This window comes from Pedobacter sp. Leaf250, assembly GCF_920984735.1.
Taxonomy (GTDB): domain Bacteria; phylum Bacteroidota; class Bacteroidia; order Sphingobacteriales; family Sphingobacteriaceae; genus Pedobacter.
In genome coordinates, this window is record NZ_CAKLBU010000002.1 from 276,681 (window position 1) to 289,796 (window position 13,116).

Here is a 13,116-nt window from a genome sequence, read left to right on the forward strand (position 1 = left end):
TATAAAACCTAAACTATTATGAAACCTGCAACAGCTACCAACATTTCGCTCACACAATCCCTGCTGATGCAAGATTCATAACCTAAACTAAACTATTATGAAAAACCCTCTTTCGAGAATATTTTTAATTACGATACTACAATTTCTTTGTGTTGTAATTTAGCATCTTCTTTTTTGCTAATCTTGATATTCAAAATACCATCTTTATATTCTGCAGTGATTTGATCGCCATCAGCTGAATCAGGTAAATTAAATGATCTTGCAAATGAGCTGTAATCAAATTCTTTACGGGTAAAATCTTTAGCAACCTGCGTTTCATCATTTTTAACCTCTGCCCAAACAGAAAGTGTATCTTTTTTTAAGTTGATTTGAAAATCTTCTTTCTTTAAACCAGGCGCAGCCAATTCAATAATATATGAAGTTTCATTTTCATAAATATTTACGTTGGGTGATTTATCAACCATTTTGTTTTTAGTTACTGCATCACTAAACAATGAATCAAAAACATTGTTGAAGTATGGAGCTGTGTTACGTGTTCTGTTGTTAAAATTTACAAGTGTCATATCTCTAATTTTTATTTTTTAAATTGATATTAACCGTTATTCAACTTATATACCAAACCAAAAATTTATGACTTTTAAGACATTTTGGCAAAATTTATCAAAACCAAAAGACAAATTGACAGATTTTCGAGATTTTTCAGACAAATTCAACTATAAAACGAATATTCATTTAAGGTTTGTAGATTTTGATATGATGGGTCATGTAAATAATTCTGTTTATTTTACCTATTTAGAAATTGCCAGAACAAAATATTGGGAAGAAATTGTAAAATGGGATTGGAAAAAAACCGGAATTGTTATCGCTCATGCTGAGATAGATTACATATTGCCAATTGTAATGAATGATAAAATAGCGATCCATGTTAAAACTTCCAGAATTGGAAACACAAGTTTTGATCTGGAATATCAAATTGTAAAAATTAAAGGGGCTGAGGAAGTAATTTGCAGCAAAGGGAAAACAGTTTGTATAGCAGTTGACTATACTACTAAAAGGCCAACCAATATTCCAGAGGCTGAAAAGCAAAAGATGTTAGGTTTTGAACAGTTGTAATAAGTTTATGCTAAAACTGTTTTTGCTAAACACTAGCCTAATTATTGGAAGAAGATTATTCACTGAAATTCACAGATAATATTCATAAAATATCAGAATACGAACGAGTCTACTCTCCGTGGTGACCGCTTAATTTGTTTTCTCAAATCTGGGAAAATTACTACAGTTTGGCACCCTATTTTCCACATCAAAATTTCCATTAAAAACTATATCTTTGCGCAAAGATGAAGCATATACGTAATTTTTGCATTATTGCACATATCGACCATGGTAAGAGTACTTTGGCAGATAGGTTATTAGAATATACAGCGACGATTTCGCAGCGTGAAGCGCAGGCGCAATTGCTTGACAACATGGATTTGGAGCGTGAGAGAGGCATAACGATTAAAAGTCATGCTATACAAATGAACTACAAAGTTGGAGATATTGAGTACAATTTTAACTTAATTGATACACCAGGACACGTAGATTTTTCTTATGAAGTTTCCCGTTCGATTGCAGCCTGTGAAGGTGCATTACTGATTGTGGATGCTTCGCAGGGCATTCAGGCACAAACCATTTCGAACTTATATTTAGCCCTTGAACACGACCTTGAAATTATCCCGATTTTAAATAAAATGGATTTGCCTGGGGCAATGCCTGAGGAAGTGAAAGACCAGATTATTGATTTAATTGGCTGTAAACGTGAGGATATTATTCCGGCATCAGGTAAAACCGGAATGGGAATTCCTGATATTATTCAGGCGATAGTAGACCGCGTTCCCGCTCCGGTCGGTGATCCTGAAGCACCTTTACAAGCCTTAATTTTCGACTCAGTTTTTAATTCATTTAGAGGGATTATAGCTTATTACAAGGTAGTTAACGGCGAAATTAAAAAAGGTGATAAAGTAAAATTTATCAATACTGGCAAAGAATACTTGGCTGATGAAGTGGGTATTTTGAAGCTTGATATGGCTCCACGTAATGTGGTAAAAACTGGAGATGTAGGTTACATTATCTCTGGTATTAAGGAAGCTAGAGAAGTAAAAGTTGGTGATACGATAACAACTACTGCAAGGCCATCACTGGATTCTATTCAAGGTTTTGAAGAGGTAAAACCAATGGTTTTCGCTGGTATTTATCCTGTTGATACCGATGAGTTTGAAGAACTTCGCGAAGCGATGCACAAATTACAGCTGAATGATGCATCTATCGTTTTCGAGCCAGAAAGTTCTGCAGCGTTAGGTTTTGGTTTCCGTTGCGGATTTTTAGGAATGTTGCACATGGAGATTATCCAGGAGCGTTTAGAGCGTGAATTCGATATGACGGTAATTACTACTGTTCCAAACGTATCATACATTGCGCACACTACTAGAGGCGATGAAATTTTCGTAAATAATCCATCTGATTTACCTGATCCAAGCAAACTAGATTCAGTAGAAGAGCCATTTATAAAAGCTAATATTATTACTAAGGCCGATTTTGTTGGTCCGGTAATGTCACTTTGTATTCAGAAGAGAGGAACAATTGTAAATCAATCATACCTAACATCCGATAGAGTTGAATTGGTTTTCGAAATGCCGATGGGCGAAATTGTATTCGATTTTTATGATAAATTGAAAACGATTTCAAAGGGCTATGCTTCTTTCGATTACCATCAGATTGGCTATCGCAAATCGGATTTAGTTCGTTTAGATATGTTAATTAATGATGAACCAGTTGATGCTTTATCTTCATTAATTCACCGCAGTAATGCTTACGATTTCGGAAAGAAAATTTGCGAAAAATTGAGAGAGTTAATCCCTCGTCAGCAATTTGAGATTAAGATACAAGCTTCTATTGGTGCTAAAGTTATTGCCCGCGAAACGCTCAGTGCTCTACGTAAAGATGTTACAGCTAAATGTTATGGAGGCGATATTTCTCGTAAACGTAAATTATTAGAGAAACAGAAAAAAGGTAAAAAACGCATGCGCCAGGTTGGAAACGTAGAGATTCCACAAAGTGCGTTTATGGCCGTATTGAAATTGGATTAAAAATAGTAGCAAGATTTAAGTATCAAGCAGCAAGACAATTTGCAAATCTGGATACTCGATACTTGACACTCGATACTTGAAGAATGAAATTATTAGACGGTAAATACGTATCAGAAAAAGTTAAAGTTCAAATTGCTGAAGAAGCTGCTGAATTTTTAAATAAAACTGGTAGAAAACCACATTTGGTTGCTATTTTGGTTGGTAATGATGGAGGTAGTGAAACCTATGTTGCCAGTAAAATGAAAAACTGTGAAAAGGTAGGTTTTAAATCTTCGCTCCACAGATATGATAACACAGTTACTGAAGCTGAATTATTGGCAAAAATAGAGGAAATTAATCAAGATGCTGATGTAGACGGATTAATTGTTCAGTTGCCTTTACCAAAGCATATAGACCCTGAAAAGGTTACTGAAAAGATTGACTATCGCAAAGATGTTGATGGTTTTCACCCTGTAAATTTGGGTCGAATGATGCGCAATTTACCATGTTTTATTCCGGCTACACCTTATGGTATTTTATTGATGTTGCAAGAATACAATATTGATACTACCGGAATGCATTGCGTTGTGGTGGGCAGAAGTAATATTGTAGGTAGCCCAATGAGTATTTTAATGGCTCGCAACGCGAACCCAGGTAACTGTACCGTTACGCTTACACACTCCCGTACAAAAGATTTAAAAGAACAGGTTCTTCAGGCTGATATTATTATTGCCGCAATTGGTAAAAAGAATTTTGTAACCTCTGATATGGTTAAACCTGGCGCTATTATAATTGATGTGGGTATTAACCGTGAAACATCTGCAGAAACGAAATCTGGCTTTAAACTTTATGGCGATGTAGATTTTGATAATGTTGCTCCAAAATCCTCTTACATCACTCCTGTTCCGGGCGGTGTTGGTTTGATGACCATTGTAGGTTTATTGAAGAATACTTTAGCATCAGCTAGAAAAGAAATTTATTCTTAAGCTAAAAGGTAAAAGCTGAAAGACTAAAGCGAAGACTAATATTATAAATATCTAAAAGCAATTCAAAATTCGGGTTGCTTTTTTTACGTATGATATTTTTTATTTATACGTAAATTATTACATTTGGATATAAGTTATAATGCCATGGATACCAAATTAACACTAAGTTTTAATCAGGATGTAGTTACTAAAGCAAAAAAATATGCTGCTGACAACAACATTAGCTTATCTAGGTTAATTGAACATTTATTAACCCAAGTTACTGCAAATGATTACAAATCGCTAGAAGATTATCCAATTTCTGATTGGGTAAGTATGGTTGCAGAGGGAGAAGTAGAATATAAAAAAACCGTCAAGCCAAGTCGCAAGGCATTAAAAGATGAATTCTTTTCTTCTAAAAAGTAATTAATGAAAATATTTTTAGATGCCAATATTCTTGTTTCAGTATTGAACAAGGAATATCCATTATTTACTTATTCTTCGAGGATTTTAAGTTTAGCATCACATCCAAAATTTGAAGTTTACACTTCTCCACTTCGTTTGGCTATTGCTTTTTACTTTGCAGAAAAGAAACATAAATCTCAGTTGGCTAAACAAAAAATAGATTTGCTTTGCCAGCACATTAAAATTGCGCCAAATTCATCAAAAGGGGTTTTTGATACATTATCAAACAAATCCATTCACGATTTTGAAGATGGTTTAGAATATTATGCTGCCGTATCTGCTGGTTGCAAGTGTATCATCACAGAAGATATCGAAGATTTTTATTTCGCTGATACTGAGGTATTGAATTGCCAGGACTTTTTCAAAAGACATTTACAGTAGGAATAATGATAAAAGAACAAAGATGAAGGATAATCACCATTCTCGTCTTATCTTTAATCTTTACTCCTTACTCTTTTATCTATCAACCCCAAAGCCTACTCCACCAGCTCTCTTCAAAACCAACATACAAACCATCTTCTCGTAACTCAATAGGATAAATATCAATATAATCGCCTTGTCCTTCTGCTCCTCTTCCGGTTTCTAAATCGTACGAATAACGATGTATCGGACAAATCAGATGCCCGTTTTTACACCAGCCTCCAGAAAAATGGCCTCCCGCATGCGGACAATAAGACTGCGTAACCTTAATTTTATCATCACTGTTGATAATGCAAAGTTGTTTTCCATTCAATTCAACAGTTTTAATCGAATCAGCATCAGGAATTTGAGTAATATTTAGCGCTTTAAACCACTTCATTAGGCTAAAATAAGTATTTAAATATCAGTGTTATTTCATCTTTGAATTAATTTTTGAATGTGGAACCACTACACCATATTTTTTTAGGATATTTGCATCCTCAAAAATGAAACAAGACATACCAGAAGACGGCACATTACTTCCTTTAATGGAAGAGTTCTATACAATACAAGGCGAAGGATTTAATACTGGAAAAGCAGCTTATTTCATCCGCCTGGGCGGTTGCGATGTAGGTTGCCATTGGTGCGATGTTAAAGAAAGCTGGGATGCTGAAATGCATCCGCTAACACCTGCAGATGTTATTGTAGAAAATGCTGCTCAATATCCTGGGAAAGCTGTTGTAATTACAGGTGGCGAACCACTCATTTATAACCTCGACTACCTCACCAGTAAATTAAAAGATAGAGGAATTTTAACTTTTATCGAAACTTCAGGCGCTTATCCATTATCGGGAAATTGGGATTGGATTTGTTTATCACCCAAAAAGTTTAAATCACCTCGTCCGGATATTACGCCTTCTGCACACGAACTGAAAGTTATTGTTTTTAATAAAAGCGATTTTAAATGGGCAGAAGAATACGCGGCGATGGTTTCTCCAACTTGTAAACTATATCTTCAACCTGAGTGGTCTAAATCAAAAGAAGTTACGCCCTTGATTATAGAATATGTTATGGCGAATCCGAAATGGGAAATATCCCTGCAAACGCATAAATTTTTAAATATTCCTTAATTAACTTTACATTAGCTTTGACAACCAAATGTTAATGTAATGAGATACTGGTTTCTTTTATTCCTTTGCATATCAAGTGCTTTTTGTTACGCTCAAAGTTCATCAAATAGGAAGGCGCAAACTTTTTTTGAAAGAGCTGGTCCGTATATTGATCAATTGGATTATCCAGCTGCAGAACAGGTTTTAAAAAATGCTGTCGAGGCTGATCCATTATTTCAAAATGCATATATTTTACTAGCTAATGTGTACAAAACGCAAAGGAAATATATCGATTCAAAAGCGGCCTATCAAAAGGTCATTCTCATTAATAAAAATGTTTTGCCAGAAGTTGTATTTGGCCTGGCGGAAATGGAATTTGCAACGCAGGAATATGATAAGGCCAAGCAGCATTTCAAAGAATTTCTGGTATTAGATAATTCTTCAGACCGGGCAAAAAGAGCAAAGAAATATTTAACTGATTGCGATTTTGCTGCTCTTGCAATAATGAAGCCTGTAAAATACGCACCAACCAACTTAGGAAATGGTGTAAATACTACTGATTCTGAATATTTCCCAGCGCTAACTGCCGATGGCGAAACCTTGATTTTTACACGGCAGGTAAACGGAAATGAAGATTTCTGGAGTTCTCAATTCAAGAATAATTCTTGGGGATTAGCTACGCCATTGTCAGCTAAAATTAATACAACAAGATATAATGAGGGTGCTCAAACCATTTCTCCCGATGGAAAATATCTGTTTTTTACGGGGTGCAATCGGCCAGACGGTTTAGGCCGTTGTGATATTTACGTTTCACATCGTGAAGGTAAAGATTGGGGCGAGCCTTACAATGTTGGCAAGCCTGTAAATTCTGAATATTGGGAATCGCAACCTGCTATTAGTCCCGATGGTAAAACTTTGTATTTTATTAGCAACCGTCCTGGCGGTTCTGGTGGATACGATATTTGGAAAAGCACCATTACCGATGATGCCAAGTGGGGACCAGCTGTAAATCTTGGGCCAGAAATCAATACAGCTTATGATGAAAACACGCCTTTTCTTCATGCAGATGGAAAAACTTTATACTTTTCTTCTGATGGTTTGCCTGGCTTTGGCAGTAAGGATATTTATTATAGCAGAATGGATGATGCTGGGAAGTTTCAAAAACCCATTAATTTAGGCTACCCCATTAATTCATTTGATGATGAAAGTGGCTTAATCGTTAGCGCCGATGGAAATTTTGGTATGTTTTCTTCGAATCTAAAAGATGGATTTGGCGGACAGGATATTTACAGCTTCGGCATCCCTGAAGCGGCTAAACCTTTAAAAGTTTCTTATGTAAAAGGAATTGTTCGGGATAAAGATACCAAGAAAACTATTGAAAGTAATGTTCAGGTAATTGACTTAAAATCAAATAAAACCGTATTTGATGATTATACCGATGCTGAAACTGGGCAATTTTTAGCGGTAATGCCAATCGGAAGCAACTATCTTTTCAATGTTAATGCCGAAGGTTATTTATTTTATTCAGAAAACTTTGAACTAAAAGCGGGAGATATTAATAAACCTTATCAGATTGAAGTCTATATTGAAAAAATAAAGCAAGGTGGAAATGTGACTTTAAAAAATATATTCTTTGATACCAATAAGTTTAATTTATTAACTGCATCAATCAGAGAATTGGATTTGTTAATTGATTTTTTAAATCAAAATGAAAGTGTAAATATCGAAATTCAAGGTCATACTGATAATGTTGGTGATGCCAAATTGAATGAGAAACTTTCATTTAACAGAGCAAACGCTGTTTATGAATACTTAATGAAAAATAATATTGATGCAAAAAGACTAACATTTAAAGGCTTTGGTGCCAGCAAACCAATTGCAGATAATAAAACTGAAATAGGAAGGAAAAACAACCGAAGAACATCATTTGTGATTACAAAGATTTAATATACGTTAAAAAAGTTATATTCTGAACACTGTGAAGAATTTCTAAGTGATGCAGAACTTCGTTGAATGAGTATTTGTAGATTTTTAGTACATCGTGAATGTCTTACCGTGCTGCAAAATCAATTTTGTTCGATCTAAGCAATCTTATTAGAAATGGATTTGATTTATGAGATTGCTTTGTACCTCGCAATGACGACCGCTTTAAACGCATCACTCAAATTAACTGTGTGAAGCAAATCCCTAGAACTTCTTTCCTTTCATCACCCTAATTTCAGAACCTTCGGCAAGCATTAACGAATCTGGTTTAGCATGATTTAAGAATGCGAAATCATTGCCATAATTCACTCCAAAATCAACTTCGATCTTGTAGTCTTTTATTGGATAAACTTCCCAACGTGGATGTTCTACACCATATTCTGAAGTTCTGTTCACACCGATTTTAGTATAACCCCAATAATGTTCGGTTATAAATTCTTCTTCACTATCGATAGCAATTTCTTCAGCTTTTGATGAAGCAGTAACTGAAAACGTATTCCAGGTTTTGTTTTTCCAAAGATATTCTACTTCAAGTTGATCCTCCTGCTCTACCCAATTATGTTTCATTGGTAATGTTTGATAATTTTCTTTGTAGATGGTATTTGCTACAAAAGTTATGGCGGGCAAAGGAACAATTTCCTTTATGAATACTACTCCCCGCTTCCATTCATCGCCATCTTCGTATTTAACGTAAAATCGTAGATTAACTTCTTCAAAATTGGTATGTAAAGGAATATTAAATCCTAGCAGTTTTACATCAACAAACATAAAACCAACCAGGCTTACATAATATTTACCTTGCCAATCATCCAATTCGGTATGAGGTGGCAAATATTTATTAAGAATTTCTGCACTTACCTCATATTGAGCTAAAGCAAGTTTCCGCCATTCTGCTGTGAGAAATACTTTTGGAGTTGCCGACATTACAAAATTGCTTGTCTGATACGGATTAACATTGTCAATGTTTCTTCTAATAAGTCTAAATGCAACATATTGGCTCCATCAGATTTTGCATTTGCTGGGTCTGGATGGGTTTCGATAAACAAACCATCTGCACCAACGGCAATTGCTGCTTTCGCTATGGTCAAAATTAACTCGGGCTTACCACCAGTTACCCCACTGGCTTGATTTGGCTGTTGTAGAGAATGGGTACAATCCATCACCACGGGAACTCCAAAACTTTGCATTTCAGGTAAACCACGATAATCCACAATTAAATCTTGATATCCGAAAGTATTTCCCCTATCGGTTAAAATCACTTTATTATTGCCTGCCTCTCTTACCTTTTCAACTGCAAATTTCATCGAACCAGCAGAAAGAAACTGTCCTTTCTTTACGTTAACAACCTTGCCTGTTTCAGCAGCAGCGATTAATAAATCAGTTTGGCGGCAAAGAAAAGCTGGAATTTGTAATACATCAACATAAGCAGCAGCCATAGCGGCCTCTCCACTTTCATGAATATCAGTAACGGTTGGAACGCCAAACTCACGACCAATACGTTCCAAAATACGCAATGCCTTTTCATCGCCAATACCGGTAAAAGAACTGCCCTTACTTCTATTTGCTTTACGATATGAACCTTTAAAAATGTAAGGAATCTGAAGTTTATCAGTAATTGCAATAATCTTTTCGGCAATTCGCATGGCAATATCCTCGCCCTCGATTGCACACGGACCAGCCATTAAAAAGAAGTTACCTGATTCAGTATTTTTTATTTTATCTAAATAGTTAAGCATGTATAATGGATTATGTAAAATGTATGATGGCAAATGGAAAGGAATAATTTAAGTTTTTAAACCCCATTATCCATCTCACATTTACCATCTTACATCAACGCTAGTTTCCTAGTTCTGACATGAATTTAATTCGCATTAATTGAATTTCTTCGCGTGTGTAATCTGTTTCGCCTAGTTCGTTAAGTGCTTCATCGATAGAATCACTTTCTGCAGCTCTGAAATAATCAAAAACTTCATCTTGCCTATCATCATCAATTACCTCATCAATGAAATAGTTTAAATTTAATTTCGTTCCAGAATTAACAATCGATTCAACTTCTTTCAAAATTTCCTCATAGGTAATGCCTTTTGAATCTGCAATATCTTCTAAACCAATTTGCCTGTCGATATTTTGGATGATGGAAACTTTCATTTGCGATTTATTGGCTTGAGTTTTTATAATCAAATCAATTGGGCGCTCAATGTCGTTATCTTCCACATATTTTTTAATCAGCTCGATAAATGGTGTACCAAATTTCATCGCCTTACCCGAGCCTACGCCATGGATCTGCTTCAACTCGTCAGAAGTAATCGGGTAATGAGTACACATTTCTTCCAATGATGGGTCTTGGAAAACCACAAATGGCGGCACACTTTTTTGCTTGGCAATCTTTTTACGCAAATCTTTAAGCAATTGCAAAAGATGAGTATCTAAAGCACCTGTTCCATGCTTTACATCATCCTCATCATCTTCAGCACCAGTTTCAATTGGCTCATTTAAAATAAATTTTAAGCTATAAGGATTAATAATAAAATCTTTTCCCTGCTTAGTTAATTTTAATAAACCATAATTGTCAATATCCTTAAAAAGATAATTATTTAAAACTGCCTGGCGAATAACCGATTTCCAAAGCAGCATACCATCCTGTTTGCCAATTCCAAACTCTGGAACTTTACTATGCTCATAAGCGATAGTTTGAGCGGTTTCTAAACCAAGAAATACGTTTAATAAATGTGCATCATCAAACTTTTCTCCAGTTTTATCAATAAATTTTAATAGGGTTGATAACTGCTCTTCGGCATCAAATTGCTTCTTAGGTTTTTTGCAATTATCGCACATGCAATTGCAACCTGTTTCATTAAAGTTTTCGCCGAAATAATGGAGAATCTGCTTACGGCGGCAAACACCCGATTCTGCATAATCAATTACTTCTTTTAATATCTGTGTACCAATTTCGCGTTCTGAAACCGGTTTGTCTTTCATAAATTTCGCCAGCTTATCTACATCCTTTTGAGCGTAAAAAGCAATACAAACACCTTCACCGCCATCGCGTCCGGCTCTTCCTGTTTCCTGATAATAACCTTCCATACTTTTAGGTACATCGTGGTGGATAACGAAACGAACATCTGGCTTATCGATTCCCATACCAAAAGCGATTGTGGCTACAATTACTTCTGCATCTTCCATCAAAAATCTATCCTGGGTTTCGGCCCTAATTTTTGGCTCTAAACCAGCATGGTAAGGTAAAGCGCTGATGCCGTTTAAGTTTAAGGCTTCTGCAACTTCCTCTACCTTTTTACGACTAAGGCAATAAATAATTCCTGATTTACCAGGATTAGATTTAATGTATTTTATAATTTCTTTGGTGATATCTCTTTTTGGGCGGATTTCATAAAACAGATTTGGTCTGTTAAATGATGATTTAAATAAAGTAGCCTCAGTCATGCCAAGGTTCTTCATAATATCCTGCTGAACTTTTGGGGTTGCAGTGGCCGTTAAAGCGATAATCGGAATATTGTTTCCTAAGCCAGCAATAACTTGTTTAATTTTACGGTATTCAGGCCTGAAATCGTGTCCCCATTCTGATATACAATGTGCTTCATCAACAGCTACAAACGATATTTTTATTAAATTCAGAAACTCAATATTGTCTTGCTTTGCCAGCGATTCGGGCGCAACATATAATAACTTTGTTTGGCCGCTTAAAAGGTCTGATTTTACTTGCGTAATTTCTGATTTGTTTAGCGATGAATTTAGAAAATGGGCAATGCTATCATTTCCACCAAATGCTCTAAGCTGATCCACCTGGTTTTTCATTAAGGCAATTAATGGAGAAATCACAATTGCTGTTCCTTCACTCATTAAAGCTGGCAGTTGATAGCAAATAGACTTCCCACCGCCGGTTGGCATAATAACGAATGTGTTATTGCCTTCTAAAATATTTGTTATGATCGACTCCTGATCACCTTTGAAATTATCAAACCCAAAGAAATTTTGCAGGTTATCAAATAACGACTTTTTCACGTCCATTTTGTGTAATAAAATATGCGATGCTATTTTTCTATCCAAAATAACATAATTTTACAAGAATTTCAAGTATTCACTAACAATTATTTTCTCTTTGAAAAGTAAAAAATATATAATCCAATCAGCCATAAGCACTTTACAGCTTGAAGCATCTGCGATATTAAATGTTGCGAAAAACATTAACGATGATTTTGAGAAAGTGGTATCAACCATTTTAAACTGTGATGGAAGAGTAATTGTTACGGGAATTGGTAAAAGCGCTATTATTGCTCAAAAAATAGTGGCTACTTTTAACTCAACCGGCACCCCAGCCATTTTTATGCATGCCGCTGATGCCATTCATGGTGATTTAGGGATGATTCAGCGAAATGATGTTATCATTTGTTTATCCAAAAGTGGCAATACACCCGAAATTAAAGTATTGGTTCCATTATTAAAATCGGCCGGAAATAAACTGGTGGGTATGGTTGGAGAACTCGAATCATTTTTAGCAGAACAAGCTGATCTGGTTTTAAATACCTCATTTGAAAAAGAAGCTTGCCCACACAATTTGGCGCCGACTACCAGCACCACTGCTCAACTTGCTTTAGGCGATGCTTTGGCCATTTGCTTGTTAGAATGTAGAGAATTTAACGAATCTGATTTCGCGAAATATCACCCCGGCGGATCTTTAGGAAAAAAACTTTATTTGAAGGCGAAAGACTTGGCTCTTTCCAATGAAAAACCTTCTATAAATCCATCAGCGCCTGTTAAGGATGTTTTAATCGAAATTAGCAAAAACCGTTTGGGTGCAGTAGCTGTTGTAAATGAGGCAAATAATGTAGTGGGTGTGATTACGGATGGAGACATTAGGCGGATGCTAGAAAATAATGATTCGATTGCGGGATTAGAAGCACAGGATATTATGGGCAGAAATCCAAAAAGCATCGAATACGACGCTCTTGCAGTTGAAGCACTACACATAATTAAGGAAAATAACATTACACAGTTGTTAGTGCTGAAACAAAACACTTACTTTGGAATTATCCACTTACACGATCTTTTAAACGAGGGAATTGTGTAGATTTA

General features: G+C 35.5%; 13 protein-coding genes. 8 read left to right on the plus strand and 5 right to left on the minus strand.

Going from position 1 to position 13,116, the window contains the following annotated elements; genetic code table 11:
* Positions 1-128 precede the first annotated feature (128 nt).
* Entirely contained in the window at positions 129-563 is a 435-nt protein-coding gene (locus tag LUA91_RS03130; RefSeq protein WP_231424503.1) for an Hsp20/alpha crystallin family protein, read from the minus strand.
* A gap of 67 nt (positions 564-630) precedes the next feature.
* Here LUA91_RS03130 and LUA91_RS03135 point away from each other — a divergent pair, with 67 nt between their 5' ends.
* The 5 genes from LUA91_RS03135 (at position 631) to LUA91_RS03155 (ending at position 4,915) form a co-directional block, all read left to right on the plus strand.
* Entirely contained in the window at positions 631-1,113 is a 483-nt protein-coding gene (locus LUA91_RS03135) for a thioesterase family protein (protein WP_231424505.1), read from the plus strand.
* Between the two features lie 224 nt (positions 1,114-1,337).
* Positions 1,338-3,125 (plus strand): translation elongation factor 4, encoded by a 1,788-nt coding sequence (lepA, locus tag LUA91_RS03140; protein WP_231424506.1) that lies wholly within the window; start codon positions 1,338-1,340, stop codon positions 3,123-3,125.
* 83 nt (positions 3,126-3,208) lie between these two features.
* Positions 3,209-4,090 (plus strand): bifunctional 5,10-methylenetetrahydrofolate dehydrogenase/5,10-methenyltetrahydrofolate cyclohydrolase, encoded by an 882-nt coding sequence (locus tag LUA91_RS03145; RefSeq protein ID WP_231424507.1) that lies wholly within the window; start codon positions 3,209-3,211, stop codon positions 4,088-4,090.
* 144 nt (positions 4,091-4,234) lie between these two features.
* Positions 4,235-4,495, plus strand: coding sequence for a DUF6364 family protein (locus LUA91_RS03150; RefSeq protein WP_231424508.1), 261 nt, complete (start codon positions 4,235-4,237; stop codon positions 4,493-4,495).
* Between the two features lie 3 nt (positions 4,496-4,498).
* Positions 4,499-4,915 (plus strand): PIN domain-containing protein, encoded by a 417-nt coding sequence (locus LUA91_RS03155; RefSeq protein WP_231424510.1) that lies wholly within the window; start codon positions 4,499-4,501, stop codon positions 4,913-4,915.
* A gap of 82 nt (positions 4,916-4,997) precedes the next feature.
* On the opposite strand, the gene LUA91_RS03160 is transcribed toward LUA91_RS03155, so the two are convergent.
* Positions 4,998-5,333, minus strand: coding sequence for a Rieske 2Fe-2S domain-containing protein (locus LUA91_RS03160; protein ID WP_231424512.1), 336 nt, complete (start codon positions 5,331-5,333; stop codon positions 4,998-5,000).
* Positions 5,334-5,439: 106 nt separating this feature from the next.
* Here LUA91_RS03160 and LUA91_RS03165 point away from each other — a divergent pair, with 106 nt between their 5' ends.
* On the plus strand, positions 5,440-6,063 hold the full coding sequence (locus tag LUA91_RS03165) for a 7-carboxy-7-deazaguanine synthase QueE (RefSeq protein ID WP_231424514.1): 624 nt from the start codon (positions 5,440-5,442) through the stop codon (positions 6,061-6,063).
* 39 nt (positions 6,064-6,102) lie between these two features.
* Complete coding sequence (locus LUA91_RS03170; protein WP_231424516.1) at positions 6,103-7,989, plus strand: OmpA family protein; 1,887 nt, start codon at positions 6,103-6,105, stop codon at positions 7,987-7,989.
* Positions 7,990-8,229: 240 nt separating this feature from the next.
* Here the strand turns inward: LUA91_RS03170 and LUA91_RS03175 are convergent, their stop codons facing one another.
* The 3 genes from LUA91_RS03175 to recQ form a co-directional block, all read right to left on the minus strand.
* Positions 8,230-8,949 carry a YqjF family protein gene (locus tag LUA91_RS03175; RefSeq protein WP_231424518.1) on the minus strand — a complete coding sequence of 240 codons (720 nt, stop codon included), beginning with the start codon at positions 8,947-8,949 and terminating at the stop codon, positions 8,230-8,232.
* Positions 8,949-9,761, minus strand: coding sequence for a 3-deoxy-8-phosphooctulonate synthase (gene kdsA, locus LUA91_RS03180; protein ID WP_231424520.1), 813 nt, complete (start codon positions 9,759-9,761; stop codon positions 8,949-8,951). The genes LUA91_RS03175 and kdsA overlap by 1 nt, the downstream gene beginning before the upstream one ends.
* A 100-nt stretch (positions 9,762-9,861) precedes the next feature.
* Positions 9,862-12,051, minus strand: coding sequence for a DNA helicase RecQ (recQ, locus tag LUA91_RS03185; RefSeq protein WP_231424561.1), 2,190 nt, complete (start codon positions 12,049-12,051; stop codon positions 9,862-9,864).
* 91 nt (positions 12,052-12,142) lie between these two features.
* Between recQ and LUA91_RS03190 the strand changes: the two genes are divergently transcribed.
* On the plus strand, positions 12,143-13,111 hold the full coding sequence (locus tag LUA91_RS03190) for an SIS domain-containing protein (protein ID WP_231424523.1): 969 nt from the start codon (positions 12,143-12,145) through the stop codon (positions 13,109-13,111).
* Positions 13,112-13,116: the final 5 nt, after the last annotated feature.